This window comes from Streptomyces blattellae (assembly GCF_009709555.1).
Taxonomy (GTDB): Bacteria; Actinomycetota; Actinomycetes; order Streptomycetales; family Streptomycetaceae; genus Streptomyces; species Streptomyces blattellae.
Window position 1 is genome coordinate 1 of sequence record NZ_WJBG01000122.1, and the last position, 18462, is coordinate 18462.

Below are 18462 nucleotides of genomic sequence, written 5' to 3' on the forward strand. Positions count from 1 at the left end.
CTAGGAGCGTGTCTCAGTAACGGGCAACTGGCCGGGAGGTCGTGATCGGCGGGATCGGTCGCGGTGGTCCGGTCAGCGCCTGTGGGGCCGACGGGCGGGTCGGTCGGGCCGGGATTTCGGCCCGCGGTGGCCGGGGCGGCCCGGTTGGTCAGTCGGCCGCGGCGGCGAGGCCGGTCGGTCCGGCGTGGCGGAAGATCTTGCGGAGGTTGTGGCAGGCGGCAAGCAGTCGCCACTCGCCGCGGGCGCCGTCTTCGCCGCGCAGGAGGAGCCGGCGGCCGTTGTGGCAGGTCATGATCTGTCCGAAGACGGGTTCGACGATGGCCTTGCGGCGGGCGTAGGCGGCCCGGCCGGGCTTGGTCCGCAGCTTGCGGGCCATGCGCTCCTTCAGCGTGGCGTCCTTGGGGATGCGTCCGCGTGGAGCGGGCGGAACCTGCTCGTCGTGGGCCAGTCGGCCGGTGGCCATGAACGTGTCGGTGCCGCAGGCCAGTTGGCGGTCCTTGGCGGCTTCGAGGTTGGCTTCCGAGCAGTATCCGGCGTCGACCAGCGCCTGCTTGGGGTGGGCGCCGGTGTTCGCCGCGGACTGGTCAAGCATCAGGGTGTAGTTCAGCGCGTCCGAGGGGTTGCACGTCACGTCGGCGGCGGTGATGACCTGGTGTTCCTCGTCGACTACGGCCTGCGCGTTGTAGGCCTGGATGTAGGCGCCGTCGCTGTTCTTCATGATCCGCGAGTCGGGATCGGTGAAGTTGGCCTGCGCCTTGGGCTTGGGCCGGGCCCTGGCGGCGGTCGCCTCGCCGGCGTCGGTGACGGCCTGCTCATCACTGGTGCCGGCGCGCTGCTGACGGCGGCGTTCCTTGTCCTCGGCATGCTTGCGGGCCTTGTCGGCGGCCTCGGCCTCGATCTGCGCGCGGGCGGCCTGCAGCTTCGCCAGGCGCTTTTCACGCCGGTCCAGTTCGGCGGGCAGGTCCACCTCCTTGCCGTCCACGCCGAAGACCTGGTCCTCGGCTTCGTCGGCGGCCTCCGCGTCGGCCAGCAGTGCCTGGGCCTTCGCTTCCAGCTGGGCGATCTCGGCCTCGATCCGCTCTTCCTTGTCGACCAGGCGGCCGTAGCTCATCGCCTTGTGCTTGGAGGCACTGGCCTCCAGCTTGGTGCCGTCCAGCGCGACGCGGCCCATCTTGACCAGGCCGAGTCGCATGGCCAGGTGCAGCGACTGGGTGAACAGACCGGCCAGTGCGTCCAGGTGGCGGCGGCGGAACCGGGCGATCGAGCGGAAGTCGGGGGCCTGGCCGGCGGCCAGGAACCGGAACGCGACGTCGTCGGCCATGCGGCGCTCGATCGCCCGGGAGGAGCGCACCCCGGTGGTGTAGCCGTAGATCAGCAGCCGCACCATCAGCCGGGGGTCGTAGGGCGGGTAGCCGCGCTTTTCGGTGTAGTCCGCCAGGACCGGTCCGAGGTCGAGCACCTCGTCGACCAGGTCGGCGACGAACCGGGCCGGGTGGTCCTCGGGCAGCCAGTCATCCAGCGACGGCGGCAGCAGCAGGACCTGATGCGGGTCGAACGCCCGGAACGTCTTGTCCACCGCCACCGCAGGACCCATCGGCCGCTTCTTCTCGACCGGCTCGACCTCGAACAGCCCATCCCCACCATGCATACCGTGATCATCCCGCACCAATGATCACGAACCATAGGCGGGTTGCCCGTTACTGAGACACGCTCCTAGAGTTTCCCGTTGAGAGTTGCGCGATTCCATGCTGCTTCGAATTCTGCTTCCGTGATGACGAATGCAGAGAATTCAGGCTGTGCGGCAACATCTTCGATATCTCCGACGGGAATTTCACTCAGTCCAATTGCTGTATTGTCGTTCGATCCGTCGGTGTACAGGAGGCGCCCATCGCGATATTCTTGCACCTTGCGCGTCTCGTAGCCATCTTCGCCGATTTCGCTGAAGAAGACCACCGACTCTTCCTCGAAGTCGTGATGCCAGATAACTTTCCAATACTGCATAATCGGCTCCTGCCATGGCCTATTACTCGTCCAGCCACGTCAAAGGGCTGCTGGTTTGGGGATACGATGCACGTCTGGCCGGTCGTCGGAGCACCATACAATCCCCAGGCGGTGTGGGGCTTGGCTGGACGGATGATGCATTTTGCGCAGCTACTGCGCGCTGCAGAACCCAAGGCATTCGTACTCTTCTTCAAAGAAGACAATCAGGAACTTCTTGTCATGGGAAACGATCACCAGGTCGCGGCTGATCGCTGTGCGAAGTGCCTTCGCCCACCCGCTCCCAGTGGCTTCACAATCAATCCAAGGGAAAAAGTGCATTCCGGTGCGACAGTAGAACCTTTTCCCTGTTCCCGCCCTATCAGCGAATTCTTCAATCCATCGATCGGCCTCATCCCTACTTTTGTCGCAAATCCGAGAGTCTGCTGACGATGTCGATCGGGTCCATTCTGTGAGTTTTCGGCGCGTCCAGTCGGGGATCTCGCTCTCTTGAACGTATCCGAAATTGCGCATGCCGATAAGCGATTCCGGAAGTTTTGACGCGCGTTCCTCCTCTCTGCGTCGCCGAAGCTTCATGCGCAAATCGTTGCTCGCCACCACTTGTCCCCAGGGTAGTAGAAATGGTGTTTTTGGCCGACCTGCTGATAAGCGTTGACCCGTCCTGTCAAGAGTCATAATATGCGGTCTGAACGTCTGAACTGCTAGGCAAAGAGTAGATGATCCTTGACAGCCAGGTTTGGGGATGTCTGAATTTCCATCTTTCCGACACACTCACCCATATGGAAATCCAGCAAGATATATTTGGCGCTCTCGCTGGAGTACACCGCCATGCGCGTTGCGCCTTCACGAAAGACGTCGAGAATGTCTTGCCCCTTTCCGTTTTTCCAGCGAACTCTCACTGATCGGGCGAGCGCATCGTAGGAGAATGAGATGGACGCGTCACCCTCACCTTGCAAGGTGAGCAGGCGGACGCTGCTGCTTTCCTCGGCTTCGGGCCACTCACCGATTGTTTCGAGGATTTCGTGGTCGTCAGGGACGATGAACTCTCTATACATTCCTTCTCCGGCGTCGTTCGGACTAATGACTGTATGGCGGCCAATAACCCGTGTCCCGTTAGGGGTCTCGTCCTCAACGTGATCAGCTGGCTGCTGCCTCAACTCCCGCTGGACGCGGACCATCTACGGTCCCGGAACTGGCAACCACGCTGGCCGAGGTCAGCGCCGAGGCCACCTGGGAGGGCGTGGCGCTCGGGTTATCGCCCAGGTGGGCGGCGCTGGCGACGTGCGGCCAATTGGTGGCGGGTGCGTGCCGTCATGCCTGTTTCATCTCGTCGACGACGCTTCATAATAGACGCAGAATGGCTCACCTTCACCACGTGTGACGAAGAGGGATGCCCGAGACCTCGTCGGAAAATGGCATGCCGCTATCCCATGAGAAGTCGTAACCAGACCTGGCGGCGTCGTATTCTACGCTGATGCCTGCTGGTGCCAGACTAAACGCCTCTCGTACCCACCCTTCCATGGCGAAAGCGGCGACCTCGGGAACGTAGTCACTCGTCGGGAATGAGAAACTCTTTACTCTCACCGTGAGGCCTTGCGGGTGCAGGGTGTTCAGGCTTTCTGAATGCAGCGACAGGCCGTACATCATCCACGCGACGTCACGCCAGTTCATCGGAGCATCCGGCAACTGTAGCCAGAGCTTTCCACTGATCTGCATGGCACACCTCGGGATGGTTCCAGAGGTGTCGGCCTCAGCGCTGATGTCGGCAGCCAGTCCGCCGAGCGGGCTGCGCTTTCTGTAGTGGAATTTCGTTGCCAACGGATACCTCTCAATTCAGCAGGGGCCGGAAACGCCCTTACCGATTTTGATACCAACCACGCCCGGTGATTTCTGGATTGATATCTCAGATATCCTCGGGGAGTGACGCAAGGAATGTTTCGACCTCTTGTTTCAGGTAGCGTGACAGTTCAGTCAACATTGATACTGTAGTTTTGAGTTGACGGCCGAGCTCAGGATCGGCTGTCCATACGTCGGGACTCCTGGTGACGACTGCATACAACAAGTCACCATCGAGAAAGCCGCCTGCAGCCTGTCCGATCGCCTCCTCTCGAAGAATCTCCACGCCCAGCGGGAGCAGCCATCGCAAGCCGACATTCTGGCCGATCAAACGTGCAAGCTCGTGGGGTTCCAAAGTTCCGATGGGGCGTCGGCGCCACTCGTAGATGGTCCTGACCAGTGACGTTGAGTCCGCTGGCGGATCGCCCCAGCGTTCGCCCTCCAGTTGCTCAAGTGACTTGGTGCGATCAATAAACTGAGGCATCGTCGATTCCTCTCATGGCGTACCTGCTATGACGCGCTAGGCGGTGCTGCTTGACGCTGGTTGTGCCCACATTACGTCTTGCTGTCACCGATGTCCTATGGAGTGCAGGAAGCCATTCAATCGGTCGAGTTCCTCGATGGCTTCCTTGCGCTTCTTCAGTAGGACCTCCATACCGCGTTCAGTCATCGACGAGAGTGGATTCTGTATTTCTCTCTCAAGGGCCAACCGAACATTGTCCAAACCGTTGCGCGCTCCCTTCAAGTCTGCAATATGGTCAAACGGTGTGCCGTCTGGCTTCCGTGCTACGACTTCGCCCTGTGCCTCGCGACGAGCAGCGCTGTAATGGTTGTGATTCGGTTGCGAATTGATCTCTCCGAGTGGGTCCTTCTTGATGTTTTCGAGCTTTCTGATCGCATCCACCGCGTTCTGCCGCAACCCGAGATCACGGCATGGAGTGAGTCCCAGTGGGTCGATCCACGTAAGAGGGTTGTGGACGTAGGTGGTGGGGTTGGGTGCGGGGGTGAGGCCGAGGGGGTCGGGGGTGGTGTAGCGGGCGGTTTCGGGGTCGTAGTGGCGGAAGTAGTTGTAGTGGAGGCCGGTTTCGGGGTCGTGGTACTGGCCGGGGAAGCGCATGGGGGTGTAGGCAGTGGCGGTGCGGTTCCAGGTGGTGGTGCCCCAGAGGGTGGTGCGGGTGTGCCAGGCGATGTCGCCTTGTTCGTCGACCAGTTCGGTGGGGGTGCCGATCAGGTCGGTGACGATGGCGTAGAAGCGGGAGTCGATCTCCTCCTGCGAAGCGCCGATGGCGGGAGCCGGCGTCGTCTTGCGTTCGGTTTGGGTCAGGGGGTGCAGGCCCTGGTGGTCCCAGGTGAGCGTGATGGCCGGACCGTCGGTGCCTGGGGTGTGCGTGGTCTGTTCGCACAGGGTTGTGCCGTCCCAGGAGAAGTCGACCTGTTCCAGGACGGTTTCGTTGTCTGTGGCGAGGCGTTGTTTGGCGATGCGGCGGCCCAGGGGGTCGTAGGTGTATCGCCATGTCGTGCCATCTGGGGTTACTACGGATGTGAGGCGGTCTTCGGCGTCCCACGTGTAGCGCCAGGTGTCCGGTTTGCGGGACAGGCGGGTTTTCTGGCGCAGGGTGATGCGGCCCGCGTCGTCGTGTTCGTAGCGGACGTTGCCCGCCCGGGTGATGCGGGTGCCGGTGTAGGTGCGATCACCGGTTGCCTCCTGGCCTGGCATGGGGGTCGGCCAAGACGCATGTGTCTGGTTGCCTGCTGTGTCGTAGGCGTAGGACTCCGTCCAGTTCGCGGCGTGGACGGCGGTGACCCGGCCTGCGGCGTCCAGGTCGAAGCGGCGGGTGCCGGTCAGGTGGTCGTCGATGGCGGTCAGGTTGCCGTCGGCGCGGTACGTGTAGGCGCGCTGCTGGAGGCGCTGGTTCGCGGGGCCGGTGAGTTGCTGTTTTGTCAGGCGGCCCAGCGGGTCGAAGGCGTGGGTGAGGGTGATCGTTTCGCCGATGTGGCGGGTCAGTTCGCGGCCTGCGGCGTCGTGGGTGAAAGTGAGGGTGTGGCCGGAGGTGGTGAGTTCGGTGCGGTTGCCGGCCGTGTCGTAGGTCCAGGTGCTGGTCGCGCCTGTTGGGGTGGTGCGGCTGGTGCGGCGGCCCAGTGTGTCGTAGGTGTAGGTGAGGGTGCGGCCGTTGACCGTCTCGGATATCAAGCGGCCCAGTTCGTCGCGCTGCAACTCCAGGATCGCGTCTGGGCTGGTTGCCTGGGCCAGGGCGCCTGTCGTGTCGTAGGCGTACGTCGTGACCGTTCCGGCTGCGTCCTTGCGTAGTACGCGGTCCAGCACGTCGTGTTCGAAGCGGATGGTCTGGCCGGAGGCTGTGGTGCGGGCGGTGAGTTGGCCAGCCGCGTCGTGCGAGTACGTCAGCCGGCGGTCGTCGAAGTCCGTCTCCGCGGTCAGGCGGCCCGTCGGGTCGTATTCGTAACTCCAGGTCAGGCCCTGGGGGTTGGTGACCTGTGTGAGGCGTAGTTCGGTGTCGTGGGTGAAGGTGTAGCGGACGCCGTCCGGGCCGGTGCGGGCCGACATCAGGTCGAAGTGGGTGTATTCGTAGCGGGTGGCGGCGCCCATGGGGTTGGTGTGGCTGGTGGTGTTGCCTTCGCCGTCGTACGTCCAGGACTCCGTGGTGCCGTCGGCGGCTGTGCGGCGGGACAGGCGGCCCTCGACCGTCCATTCCAGGCGGGTTATTGAGCCCGTGGGGTCCGTGAGGGTGACCGGGCGGCCGAAAGTGTCTCGTTCGTAGCGGGTCACGGCGCCCAGTGGGTCCGTGATCTCCAACGGCAGGCCTGCGGGGTTGCAGCGGACCGTCGTGGTCGCGCCCATCGCGTCCGTGATCGCCGCCAGGTGGCCGAGTTCGTCGTAGGTGAAGCGGGTCGTGGCGCCGGAGGCGTCGGTGACCTGCGTGCGGTTGCCGTACTCGTCGAACTGCTGGGTGAGGTGGGTGCCGTCCGCGCCGGATATGGAGACCGGCAGGCCCTGGTCGTTGTAGCCGATGCTGGTGTAGCGGCCGTCGGGGCGGACGACCATGATCGGGCGGCCTGCCTGGTCGTAGGCGTAGCTCTGCGTCCTGCCGAGGGGGTCGGTGACGGTCAGGGGGCGGTCGTGGCGGTCGTAGGTGGTGCGGGTCGTCGCGCCGTCCGGGCCGGTTTCCGCCACCACTTGTAGGTCGCTGTTGATGTGGTAACGGGTGCTGTGGCCGAGGGAGTTGGTCGCGGTGATGACCTGGTGGCCGGTATCGGGGTCGGTGTCGTCGTAGGTGTAGGTGTTGCGCAGGTGGCCCGCTTCGCCTGTCTGGAAGGTGCAGCGGTCCTGGTCGTCGTAGGCGTAGTGGTACGACGAGTTGTTCGTGTCGGTCCAGGCGGTGATCCGGCCCAGTTCGTCGTTGGTGAAACGGGTTGGTATGCCGGAGGAGTTCGTCACTGCCGACAAGTGGCCTTGCTCGTCGTAGCCGAAGCGGACCAGCTCGGTGCTGGTGTCGTCGTCTGCGGTGGTGTCGGTCAGGTGCAGGGCGGTGATGCGCTCGCCGGCGGTGGTGATCTTCAGGTGGTAGCCGGACGAGTGGATGATCGCCGTGGGGGCGCCCTCGCGGTCGTATGCGAAGGTCAGCCACTGGGTGCCGGAGCGGTCGGTGATCTGTTCCAGCAGGGCGATGCCGTTGCCGTCGCCGCCCGGGGCCGCGAAGTGGCAGGTGCGGCCGGATTCGGGGTCGGTGACCGTGTAGTCGCCGTAGGCGTCGATGGTCAGCGGGTGGCACTCGCCGTCCACGGGCAGGACCGGCACGCCGGGCGCGGGGTGCGGATACGCGAGCAGGGAGCCGTCCTCGCGGATGAAGATGACGCCCTCGGCGTCGATCTCCAGGCGCTGGTCCGCCGTCGAGGTCCAGGCGGGGCCGAACCAGCGGCCCGCCCGGTACGAGGACTCGAACTGGCGCGAGAAGACCAGGGGCAGCCCGGCGGGCAGAGTGACGTCGGTCTGGGGCAGCGACATGCGGCCGGTGGCCATGTCGACGGGGTCGCCGCCGAAAGTCTTGCACCACAGCCTCCGGGCGGCATCCCGCAGCCCGGCACGCACCCCCTCCCGGGCCGCTCCCGTCGCCGCCCCCTTGGCGGCCCCGCGAGCGGCCCCCCGGGCCACGCCGCCGGCTCCCTTGCCGCCGATCAGGTTCGAGGCGAGGTAGCCCATCGCATCGCCGGGGTCGCTGCGCCAGCCGCTGCCCAGCAGTGATGCGGGCAGGCGTTCGGGGTGGGCGGCCGTGCCCACCAGCCCGGCCAGCAGCATGTTGGACTGGCCCAGCCACTCCCCGGGATGGGTGAGGTTGTAGGGGTCCATCGGGTTGAGCGTGCGGGCCAGCTTCAGCACGTCCGTGCCGCCCCTGAGCAGCCCGCCCATCACATGCACCGAGTTCAGCTGGGTACCGACGAACGCGTCCGTCGCGTTCGCGGCGACCCGGTCGGTGAACTCCGGCTTCGGCGGCGCCGACTCCAAAGCGGCGGCGATCCGGCGCTGCGCGTCCCGGGCGGCATCCGTGCGCTGACGCCGCGCCTCCGCCAGGATCTCCCCGGCCTCCCGCCTGCCCGCCACGCCCGGGTCGGTGAAGGTGCCAGGTTCGGTCGGCCTCTCGCCCGGATCGCGGCCCGCTAAAGCGGCCGTGTTGTATTTTTCGGCGGCCTGGTTGTAGGCATCCACCCGCGTGTTGTGGGCGTCCGCCGCCCGCTGGGAGGCCTCCTGCGCGGCACGGTAGGCGTCGATCGCGGTCTGTGCCTGCTGCTGCGCCCAGCGCACCGTGTCCGCGTACGCCTCCAGCGCCCCCGCCGCCTCCCCGCACGCATCCGCCCCCTTCAGCCACTGCCGGGGCTGCATGTCGAACTTCGCCCGGAACGCGTCCGCCGCCTGCCCCTGCCAGCCGTCGCCGGTGTCCAGCGACCGCATCCCCTGGCCGACGTTCTCGAACGCCCGCGCAAAGTCCCGCAGATGCCGCGCCCGCGCCTCCAACGCCCCCGCACTGCCGTGGACCAGCTCCTTCGGGTCCTCGCTCTCACCCAGAGCGCGTTCGGTGACCTCGCCGCCCAGCCGGTTGTTCACGCCCTCGCCGAAGTCGCGAACCCCCTCCGCGGCACCGTCCGCACCGACGGCGGACAGCCCGTCCGCCGCCCGGTCCGCACCCCAGTTGACGGCCTCCCCGACACCCTCCTTCACCCCGTCGACAGCCGCCTCCAGGCCGTCCCCGAGACTGTTGAGCGCATCCCCCAATCCCATCAGCGCTCACCCTCCCCCGGCGCCGCTGCCTCCGGCGGCCCGCCCCACTGCCAGTCCGTGTCCGCATCCAGCAGCGCATCCGGCGTCACCGTCGAACTGTCCACGTCCTGCCCGGCCTGCACCCAGGCCTGCCCGGCCGCATCCGCGCCCGCCGCGACAGACTCCGCGCTGTAATCCGCGCCCGCCACCTGCGAGACGGCATTGTCCTTCAGCGTGTCCGACCAGGACCGCTGCCCGGCCTCCTCCGCCGTCAGATACGGGTTGCCCGCGGCGGCCGTCCACGCCGTCTTCAAGGTGTCCGAGACGTACTGCTCCTGCTCGTGATAGATCCCCGCCGACAAATTCAGCCGCCCCGCGAACTCATTCGCATCCTGCATCAGCGAACGCACACCCCAGCCCCACCGCTCACAGAAGTCGGCGAACACCTCCCGCAGACCCGCATCCCCCACCTCCAGGCCCGCCAGCTCCAGATCACCGAAGCCCCGCCCCAGATTCGCCTCGATGTCGAAACCCAACTCCTTCAGCTCATCCATCGCCTGATTGATGCCCCGCGTGATCCGCGCCAGCGCCTCCGGATCGACCTGGTAACCGCCACCGCCCCCACCACTCACCGGCTCGCCCCCTCCGCATCCACCGCCACCGCGTCCGCAACGATCCCCCGCACCGGAGGCAGCACCATCCCCGCCGCACTCCCCGCATCCACCGCGATCCCCACCGGCCCACCCACCGCCGCCACCTCCGGCACCACCTGATCCAGCAAACGCGCCCCAAACACCGCCACCCACCCAGGCACAGCCTCACCCCGCGCCCCAGCAAAACGTTCCAGCGCCGCCACATCCGTGAACACCGGCAACCAGCGGACACCACCCGCCTCCACCGACAACAACGCCCCGTCCACCACCGCCACCAACACCTCAGCGCGCCGGAACTCCCCCACCACCGCCCGCAGATCACCCAGACCGGCCGCCGCAAGATCCGCCAACCGCAACCGCAACCGCAACGCACCGGCACTCACAACAGACACCCACCCCCACTCACAGACATCACCGCTCATCGCACAAGCGAACGATCAGGGAAACAAACATGGCCTCACGGCTCCTCGTACGGCGCGCACAGTCGGCGCAGTGTCGTACCGAGGCGGCGGGCGTAAGCGTGCTGCAGGCCCCGGGTCGCCGGTCCGCCTGCGCGGGCGTACCACTTGGCGCCACGGCTGAAGGCGGACACCGTCAGCCAGACGGTGCCGTCGCCGGTGCGTTCCACGACGAAGGCCTCCTCGCCGCACTCGGGGTGGCCGGCGAGGGTGCCGTACGCCCAGCCGGCCCTGCGGTGTTCCTCCACCGTCCAGACCACGCGGCAGGGGGCTTTGATCAGCCCGGCGAGGGTGACGGTGACGTCCACGCCGGGTTCCGCGCGGTCGGCACTCGCGTCGATGCCCACGCCCATCGCGCGGTGCATCTCCCAGGTCAGGACCGCCTCGGACGCGCGGCGGAAGACCGGCTCGCCCTCGCCGATGCGGGTGCGGACGTTCATGGGGTGGAAGCCGGGCGGGCAGTAGCCGCGCTCGCGGGTCGCGCCGACGTCGTCGTACGTGAAGGACATGGGAGACAAGCGTAGGGCGGCATCCGGAAATGCCGTCGTTCCGGGTGCCGCCTGTCAACTTGGTGGCAGCTAGCTGACGTTGACCGCGCTCCAGGCGGCGGCGACCGCCCGGTACTCGGTGCTGTCGGATCCGTACAGGTCGGTAGCGGCGCTCAGGGTCGCCGTACGGGCGCCCGCGTAGTCGGTCGTCGAGGTCATGTACTCGGTCAGCGCCTTGTACCAGATCTGGACGGCCTTGCCCCGGCCGATGCCGGTGACCGTGGAGCCGTCGGCCGTCGGCGAGTTGTAGGACACGCCGTTGATCGTCTTCGCGCCGCTGCCCTCGGAGAGGAGGTAGAAGAAGTGGTTCGCGGGGCCGGACGAGTAGTGCACGTCCAGGTTCCCCAACGACGAGGACCAGTAGTCGGCCGAGGAGCCGTCCCTGCTCGGCTGGTCCATGTAGCGCAGCGGGGAGCTGTTGATCTTCTCGCCGATGAGGTAGTCACCGGCGTCGGAGGAGTTGTTCGCGTAGAACTCGGCCGCCGTGCCGAGGATGTCGGACGTGGCCTCGTTCAGGCCGCCCGATTCGCCGCTGTAGTTCAGGCCCGCGGTGTTCGACGTCACACCGTGCGTCATCTCGTGGCCGGCCACGTCGAGGGACGTCAGGGGCCGCGTGTTCCCCACGCCGTCGCCGTAGGTCATGCAGAAGCAGCTGTCGTCCCAGAACGCGTTGACGTACCGGTTGCCGTAGTGGACGCGGGAGTACGCGGCCACGCCGTCGTTCCTGATGCCGTTGCGGCCGAAGGTGTCCTGGTAGAAGTCCCAGGTGACCTGGGCGCCGTAGGCGGCGTCCACGGCGGCCGTCTGGTCCGTGGTGGAGGCGGAGGCGGTGCCGGTGCCCCAGGTGTCGTCCGCGTCGGTGAACAGGGTGCCCGGGGAGGAGCCGGTGGTGCCGGCCATGTTGTTGGTTTTGTGACCGCCGCGCGAGGTGTCGTACAGCTGGTACGTCGAGCCCGACAGGTAGGTGCCGAGCGTCACCGTGCCGGAGTACAGGCTCCGGCCGGTGCCGGTCTCGATGCCCTGGTACTCGTAGAGCTTCTTGCCGGTGGCCGCGTCGGTGACGACGTGCAGTTCGTTCGGGGTGCCGTCCTCCTGGAGGCCGCCGACGACCGTCTCGTAGGCGAGGGTCGGCTTGCCGTCCCCGGCCCAGACGACCTTGCGGGGCGCGTTCTCGGCCGCCGACTCGGTGGAGCCCGCCGCCTTGGCGAGCTTCACTGCCTGCTGCTCGGCGGCCGACTTGGTTATCTCGGGGGTCAGGTCGGCGACCTTGATCGCCGTCTTCGTCGCTTTGGTGACGCCCTCGGTCCTGCCCGACGCGTTCTCGTGGACGACCAGGTCGCCGCCGAGGACGGGCAGGCCGGCGTAGGTGCGCTCGTAGCGGGTGTGGACCGTGCCGTCGGCGTCCTTGATGACGTCTCTGACGACCAGCTTCTCCTCCGCGCCGAGGCCTATCTCGTCGGCGGTCTCCGTCGTGGCCGCGTCCGCCTGCCTGATCAGGGCGGTGCGGGCGGCCGGGGTGAGGGCCAGGGGGGCGGCGGAGGCCTGGTCGGTGCCGGACCGTGCGGGCTCGGCGGAGGCACCGGTGGTCAGCGCGGTGGTGAGGAGGGCTCCGGCCGCGATGGCGGTGGCGATGGTCAGAGTGGTGCGCCTGCGACGCGCGTAGTGGGGGGTCGGGCGGTTCACACAAGCTCCTTGTGTGTGGGGTTAGTTGGGAAGTTGTGCGGTGGTGTGGGAAGAGTGGCATCTGGGGTGCATACACGTCAGGACCTCAAAGTGACGTTGGCTGAAACTCGACTGCCTGGTGAACGTTTCGGGAACATGAACGCGGGTGCCGCCCCGGGGGGTTGAACCACCCGGGACGGCACCCTGCCCGCAGAACCTTGCGTCTTACGGGAACGTCAGCTGCCAGCTGTTGATGTGACCGGTGTCTGCCGCCGCGTTGTCCTGGACCCGCAACTGCCAGGTCCCGTCGGCGACTTCGGAGGAGGCGTCCACCGTGTACGTGGTGTTGAGGTTGTCCGTGCTCCCGCCGGTGCCGTACGCCTTCAGCGTGTAGGCCGTGCCGTCGGGTGCGACCAGCTGCACCTGAAGGTCACCGATGTAGGTGTGCACGATGTCCACCGCGACCGCGAGGTTCGACGGCGCGTTGCCCGTCCGCCCGGACACGGTGATCGACGACGTCACCGCCGCCCCGTTGTCGGGAATCGTCACGTCCGCCGCGTTCTCGAAGGACGTACCGCCGCCTGTGCCACCACCGTCGGAGCGTGCGCCGACCGCGATGCCGGCCCAGGCGTCCTGCACCGCCTTGTACTCGGCGCTCGTCGTGCCGTACAGCTCACCGGTCGCCGCGAGCGTGCCGGTGCGGGCGGCGGCGTAGTTGGTCGTGGACGTGAACTTGGTGGTCAGCGCCCGGAACCAGATCTTCTCCGCCTTGTCGCGGCCGATGCCGGTGACCGGAAGGCCGTCCGAGGTGGGCGAGTTGTAGGTCACCCCGTTGATGGTCTTGGTGCCGCTGCCCTCGGAGAGGAGGTAGAAGAAGTGGTTCGCGGGGCCGGACGAGTAGTGCACGTCGATCGAGCCGATGCCCGAGTACCAGGCATCCCGCGACGAACCGTCCTTGCTCGGCTGGTCCATGTACCGCAGCGGCGTGCCATTGCCGTTGATGTTGATCTCCTCGCCGATGAGGTAGTCACCGACGTCGGAGGAGTTGTTCGCGTAGAACTCGACCGTCGAGCCGAAGATGTCGGAGGTGGCCTCGTTCAGGCCGCCGGACTCGCCGGAGTAGTTGAGGCCCGCGGTGTTGGAGGTGAGCCCGTGGGTCATCTCGTGCGCGGCCACGTCGATGGCCGTCAGCGGGTTGGCGTTGCCGGAGCCGTCGCCGTACGTCATGCAGAAGCAGCTGTCCGACCAGAACGCGTTGACGTAGTTGTTGCCGTAGTGGACGCGGGAGTAGGCGCCGACGCCGTCACCGCGGATGCCGTCGCGGCCGTGCACGTTCTTGTAGTAGTCCCAGGTCAGCGCGGCGCCGTAGTGGGCGTCGGCGGCGGCCGACTCCAGGTTCGACGGGCTGCCGTTGCCCCACACGTCGTCGGAGCCGGAGAAGAGGGTGCCGGTGCCGGAGGTGCCGCGGTTCAGGTTGTACGTGCGGTGGTTGCCGCGCGCGCCGTCGGTGAGGTTGTACGTCGAACCCGACTGCGTGGTGGTGAGGTCGACCGTGCCGGAGTACACCGTGTTGCCGGTGCCGGTCTCGATCGCCTCCCACTCGTACAGCTTCTCGCCGCTGGTGGCGTCGGTGATGACATGCAGTTCCTGCGGGGTGCCGTCGTGCTGGAAGCCGCCGACGACCGTCTCGTACGCCACCGTCGGCGTGCCGTTCGCCGCCCAGATCACCTTGCGGGGCGCCCGGTTGACGTCGGGGCTCTTGGCGTCCTCGGCCTTCGCGGCGGCCAGCGCCTGCTGTTCGGCCTCGGCGGTGGGTACGGCGGCCTTCGTGGTCGCGGGCTTGATGGCGGCACGGGTGGCCTTGACGACGGCCTCGGTCGCGCCGGACTCGGCGGTCTCGACGACGAGGTCGCCGCCGAGGACGGGGAGGCCGTCGTACGTCCGCTCGTAGCGGGTGTGGACCGTGCCGTTGCCGTCCTTGAGGACGTCGCGGACGACCAGCTTCTCCTTGGCGCCGAGGCCAAGGTCCTCGGCGGTGTCCGCCTTGCCGGCATCGGCCTCGCGGATCAGCTCGGCGCGCTGGGCGGGGGAGAGCTTGACGGACTCCGCGCCCGGTATGACCTTGCCCGCGGCCGACGGTGCCTTCTCCGGGGCGGCGGTCGCGGCGCCCGACTGGACGGCCGCGGCGATCAGGGCGGCGGCGCCGACGAAAACGACGGCGGCGGTTCGGGGGGTGGATCTGTGAGAGGTTCGTCTGTCTGAGGAATTGCGTCTCAACACGGACTCCTTCTGGCAGCAGTGGGGGGTTGTGCGGAACCACGTGCGCGAGCGGCGGCCAGGCACCGCGGTGTGGTGGAACTGTGCGCTGTGAACTGTGAACTGTGAGGTTGCCGTGGTGTGGCCGTGGGAAGAGTGGCAGGAGAACACGGTCCTTGTCAGGAGCGCGTCAGGAAGTTGGCCGGAAATCGTTCGCTGTCCGGGAGTTCACGTTCGATATACGAACCCTTGGCGAGGGTTCAGGTCTCCCGCCCTTTCAGGTCCCGCTCCCCGTGCCACGTCCGCCACAGCCGCGCATACGCCCCGCCCGCCGTCACCAGCTCCTCATGCGTGCCCAGTTCGGTGAGCCGGCCGTCCTCCATCACGGCCACCCGGTCCGCGTCGTGGGCCGTGTGCAGCCGGTGCGCGATGGCGATGACCGTACGGCCCTCCAGTACGGCCGCCAGGGCGCGCTCGGTGTGCCGGGCGGTCGCCGGATCCAGCAGCGCCGTGGCCTCGTCGAGGATCAGGGTGTGCGGATCGGCCAGCACGACCCGGGCGAGGGCCAGTTGCTGGGCCTGCGGCCCGTCCGTACCGCGGCCCCCCTCGCCGAGCACGCTGTCGAGGCCGTCCGGCAGCTCCCGTACCCAGGCGTCGGCGCCCACGGAGGTCAGAGCCGCCCACAACTCCTCGTCCGTGGCGGCCGGTTCGGCGATACGGAGGTTGTCCCGGACCGTGCCGATGAACACATGGTGCTCCTGCGTCACCAGCACGACCTGGCGGCGCAGCTGCTCCGGGCCGAGCGCGACGACGGGCACCCCGCCCACCGTCACCGTGCCCTCGGTGGGCGCGTCGACACCGGCAAGCAGCCTGCTCAGCGTCGTCTTCCCGGCCCCCGACGGCCCCACCACCGCGAGCCGTTCCCCGGGCCGCACCGTCAGATCCACCCCGCGCAGCACTTCGCCGCCGCGGTCGTAGGAGTACCGCACACCGGTCACGTCGATCCGGTCGTCCGCCGGCGCCGGGCAGTCCCGGTCGGTCGCGTCCCCGAGACCGCTCAGCCCCTCCACCCGGGCGAACGAGGCACTGCTCGCCTGGAGTTGCTCGATCCGCATCAGAACCTCGTCGAGCGGCTGGCCGAGCCGTTGCAGATACAGGGCGGCCGTCACCACCGCGCCGAGACTCAGCGCGCCGTTCTCCAGCAGCACGCCGCCGAGCAGCAGCGCGAGCGCCACCGGCAGGACGTACGAGACCTCCACCGCCGGGAAGAACCCGGTGCGCAGGAACAGCGTGTACAGCCGGGTGCGCCTGGCTGTCTCCAGCGCGTCCCGGCCGACCTGGGTGCGCCGCTCCTCCAGCCGCAGCGCCTCCACCGTGCGGGCGCCGGACGCGGTCGCCGCGAGGATCTCGGCGACCTGGGAGGTGGCGGCGCCCTCGGCGAGGTAGCCGTCGCGGGCCCGGCGCAGGTACCAGCGCAGGGCGTACCGGATGCCGATCAGGCCGACCAGCCCGCATGCCCCCAGCCGGGGGTCGAGCAGGAACACCGCGCCGATCAGGAACAGTGCCTGCACGCCGTTGACCAGGAGGACCGGGCCGATGTCGCGCAGGGTGGTGCCTACGGTCGCCACGTCCGCGGTGCCGCGGGCGGTGAGGTCGCCGGTACCGGACCGTTCCACGGTGGACGCGGGCAGGGCGAGTGTTCGGTCCACGAATTCCTCACGGACCCGGGCGAGGGTGCGTTCGCCGAAGCGGTGTCCTATAAGCCGTGCGTATCGCGTCAGCACGAGTTGGGCGAGGGCGCAGAGCAGGATGCCGAGGGCGAGTCGGTCCACGGTTGACGTGCCGGTACCGGTCCGTACCTCGTCGATGATTCGGCCGAGCAGCCAGGGGCCGGCGAGGCCGGCCACGGCTGCCGCCGAGTTCAAAGCGAGCATGACGAGGAAGGCCCGCCGGTCCGCCCGGATCAGCCGGACGGCTGCGCGGCGGACGTCTGCGGGGTTGGCGATGGGGAGGGCGGCTACGGGCTGGGGGCGTTGCTGTGCCGTCAACTCAGGAACTCCTCGGCGTTCTCGTCCCGTGCCACCAGGGCTCGGTATCCCGGCTCTCCGTCCAGAAGTTCGTCGTGGGTGCCTGTGGCCGCCACCTTGCCGTCGACCAGGTAGTGCACGCTGTCCGCGCGGTCCAGGATCAGGGGGGAGGTGGTGGTGACCACGGTCGTACGGCCGCCGCCCCGCGCTTCATGCAGCCGTTCCGCCACCCTCGCCTCGGTGTGGGCGTCCAGGGCGGAGGTCGGTTCGACGGCCAGCAGGACTTCGGGGTCGGCGAGCAGTGCGCGGAGCAGTCGTATGCGCTGTCGCTGGCCGCCGGAGAGGTTGCGGCCCTGGGCGTCGATGGCCGAGTCGAGGCCGTCGGGCAGGGCCTGGACGATGTCGTCGGCGACGGCGGCGTACACGGCACGGGCGATGTCCTCGGTGCCGGGCTCCCGGCGCCCGCTCACCAAATCGCGCAGGGTGCCCGCGAACAGGTCGGCCTCGTGCTCGGCGACCAGGATCCGCTCCCGCACCTGCCGCAGCGGGATCTCTGCCAGAGGTACGTCGCCCCAGGTCGCCGCCGACGGCGTATAACGGCCGAGACGGTCGATCACGTTCGCGGCGTCGGCGGGGTGGGCGGCGGCCAGGGCGGTCAGGCGGCCGGGCCGTACCCGTACCCCTGAGTCGGGATCGTGCAGTACGGCGGGTTCGACAGGCGCTGGTCGCGTCCCGGCGTCCGCCGCCGGCTCCAGCCGCAGGAACCGTACGACCCGTCGCGCCGCCACCACTCCCCGGATGAGCTGATAGCCGCACTCGACGAAGAAGCCCACCGGGCCCACCAGGACGGCCACATAGCCGTACACCGACACCAACTCGCCCACGGTGATCTCCCCTTGGGCGGCGAGCCGGGCCGCGAGCCAGGTCACCACGCCGAGGAACACCGTCGGCAGGCCCATGCCGAGGGCCTGCACCCAGCTGGTGACCGCGCCGACCCGGTAGCCCTGCGCCAGGAGTCGCCGTGAGTCGCGGTGGAAGGCGTCGGCGAACAGCGCTTTCCCGCCGAGGCCGTTGAGAACGCGCAGCCCGCCCGCGAGGTCGCCGATCCGTGCCGTCAGGACGCCCTGCCGCTCGCGGTAGTCGGTCTCGGCGCCCTGCAGCCGTGCGAGCAGCGGGCCGACGAGGAGGCCGAGCACCGGCATGCCGAGCAGCACCGCCAACGCGATGGGCACCGACACCGACAACAGCAGGGCGGCGACGACGAGATAGGCCACGACGGCACCGACCCCCGGGCCGACGGCCGTCAGGGACTGGCTGATCGTCAGCACGTCGCCCACGCCGATCGTCACGACCTCCCCCGCACCCGCCCGGCGTGACAGGGCGCCTCCCAGCCGGATCGCCTGCCCGACGACGACCTTGACCGTGCGGAAGTTGGCGTCCATTCGCACCCGGGTCATCGTGCGATGGCGCATGATGCTCAGCCAGGCGTTGAAGGCCCCCACGGCGACCAGGGCGGCCGTCCAGCCCGCCAGCGCCGGGAAGTCGCCCGGTTCGAGCCCCTCGTCGATCGCCCGGGACAGCAGATACGGTGCCGCCGCCGCCAGCACCATCCACACGCTGCCCAGCAGCGCACCGGCAAGCGAACGGCCCGGCTGCCGCATCACCAGCCACCACAGGAACCGTCCGCCGCCCCGGCAGTCGGGCTGCCCCGGATCCTCATACGCGTCGATCACACGGCCCCCGAAGATCTCAGCT

General features: G+C 68.0%; 14 protein-coding genes. All 14 read right to left on the reverse strand.

Annotated elements, in window-relative coordinates; genetic code table 11:
• Nucleotides 1-148: 148 nt before the first annotated feature.
• Complete coding sequence (locus tag GFH49_RS10710) at nucleotides 149-1576, reverse strand: IS1182 family transposase (protein ID WP_456243052.1); 1428 nt, start codon at nucleotides 1574-1576, stop codon at nucleotides 149-151.
• Nucleotides 1577-1713: 137 nt separating this feature from the next.
• The gene (locus GFH49_RS10715; RefSeq protein WP_155055603.1) at nucleotides 1714-2001 is read right to left on the reverse strand and encodes a DUF6881 domain-containing protein; all 288 of its coding nucleotides are present in this window, start codon (nucleotides 1999-2001) and stop codon (nucleotides 1714-1716) included.
• Nucleotides 2002-2151: 150 nt separating this feature from the next.
• Nucleotides 2152-2598 (reverse strand): hypothetical protein, encoded by a 447-nt coding sequence (locus GFH49_RS10720; RefSeq protein WP_155055604.1) that lies wholly within the window; start codon nucleotides 2596-2598, stop codon nucleotides 2152-2154.
• A gap of 101 nt (nucleotides 2599-2699) precedes the next feature.
• Nucleotides 2700-3176 (reverse strand): hypothetical protein, encoded by a 477-nt coding sequence (locus GFH49_RS10725; RefSeq protein ID WP_230396228.1) that lies wholly within the window; start codon nucleotides 3174-3176, stop codon nucleotides 2700-2702.
• A gap of 190 nt (nucleotides 3177-3366) precedes the next feature.
• Nucleotides 3367-3816, reverse strand: coding sequence for a hypothetical protein (locus GFH49_RS10730; RefSeq protein WP_155055605.1), 450 nt, complete (start codon nucleotides 3814-3816; stop codon nucleotides 3367-3369).
• 85 nt (nucleotides 3817-3901) lie between these two features.
• Nucleotides 3902-4318 (reverse strand): contact-dependent growth inhibition system immunity protein, encoded by a 417-nt coding sequence (locus GFH49_RS10735; RefSeq protein WP_230396229.1) that lies wholly within the window; start codon nucleotides 4316-4318, stop codon nucleotides 3902-3904.
• 84 nt (nucleotides 4319-4402) lie between these two features.
• Entirely contained in the window at nucleotides 4403-9124 is a 4722-nt protein-coding gene (locus tag GFH49_RS10740) for a putative T7SS-secreted protein (RefSeq protein ID WP_155055606.1), read from the reverse strand.
• Complete coding sequence (locus GFH49_RS10745; RefSeq protein WP_155055607.1) at nucleotides 9124-9735, reverse strand: hypothetical protein; 612 nt, start codon at nucleotides 9733-9735, stop codon at nucleotides 9124-9126. Before GFH49_RS10745 ends, GFH49_RS10740 begins: the two co-directional genes overlap by 1 nt.
• Nucleotides 9732-10178, reverse strand: coding sequence for an SseB family protein (locus GFH49_RS10750; RefSeq protein WP_155055608.1), 447 nt, complete (start codon nucleotides 10176-10178; stop codon nucleotides 9732-9734). Before GFH49_RS10750 ends, GFH49_RS10745 begins: the two co-directional genes overlap by 4 nt.
• Before the next feature lie 35 nt (nucleotides 10179-10213).
• Entirely contained in the window at nucleotides 10214-10723 is a 510-nt protein-coding gene (locus GFH49_RS10755) for a DUF1990 domain-containing protein (RefSeq protein ID WP_155055609.1), read from the reverse strand.
• Between the two features lie 69 nt (nucleotides 10724-10792).
• Complete coding sequence (locus GFH49_RS10760; protein ID WP_155055610.1) at nucleotides 10793-12445, reverse strand: M4 family metallopeptidase; 1653 nt, start codon at nucleotides 12443-12445, stop codon at nucleotides 10793-10795.
• Nucleotides 12446-12649: 204 nt separating this feature from the next.
• Nucleotides 12650-14701: a M4 family metallopeptidase gene (locus GFH49_RS10765; RefSeq protein WP_155055611.1), complete on the reverse strand. Its 2052-nt coding sequence runs from the start codon at nucleotides 14699-14701 to the stop codon at nucleotides 12650-12652.
• A 239-nt stretch (nucleotides 14702-14940) separates the two neighbouring features.
• Nucleotides 14941-16728: an ABC transporter ATP-binding protein gene (locus tag GFH49_RS10770; protein WP_155055612.1), complete on the reverse strand. Its 1788-nt coding sequence runs from the start codon at nucleotides 16726-16728 to the stop codon at nucleotides 14941-14943.
• Nucleotides 16725-18440 (reverse strand): ABC transporter transmembrane domain-containing protein, encoded by a 1716-nt coding sequence (locus GFH49_RS10775; protein WP_155055613.1) that lies wholly within the window; start codon nucleotides 18438-18440, stop codon nucleotides 16725-16727. Before GFH49_RS10775 ends, GFH49_RS10770 begins: the two co-directional genes overlap by 4 nt.
• Between the last annotated feature and the right edge of the window lie 22 nt (nucleotides 18441-18462).

What these genes read in the sequence shown, in the direction of transcription:
- GFH49_RS10715 (WP_155055603.1), bottom strand. Translation starts at nt 2,001, where the DNA reads ATGCAGTATTGGAAAGTTATCTGGCATCACGACTTCGAGGAAGAGTCG.
- GFH49_RS10725 (WP_230396228.1), bottom strand. Translation starts at nt 3,176, where the DNA reads ATGGTCCGCGTCCAGCGGGAGTTGAGGCAGCAGCCAGCTGATCACGTT.
- GFH49_RS10735 (WP_230396229.1), bottom strand. Translation starts at nt 4,318, where the DNA reads ATGCCTCAGTTTATTGATCGCACCAAGTCACTTGAGCAACTGGAGGGC.
- GFH49_RS10740 (WP_155055606.1), bottom strand. Translation starts at nt 9,124, where the DNA reads ATGGGATTGGGGGATGCGCTCAACAGTCTCGGGGACGGCCTGGAGGCG.
- GFH49_RS10750 (WP_155055608.1), bottom strand. Translation starts at nt 10,178, where the DNA reads ATGAGCGGTGATGTCTGTGAGTGGGGGTGGGTGTCTGTTGTGAGTGCC.
- GFH49_RS10755 (WP_155055609.1), bottom strand. Translation starts at nt 10,723, where the DNA reads ATGTCCTTCACGTACGACGACGTCGGCGCGACCCGCGAGCGCGGCTAC.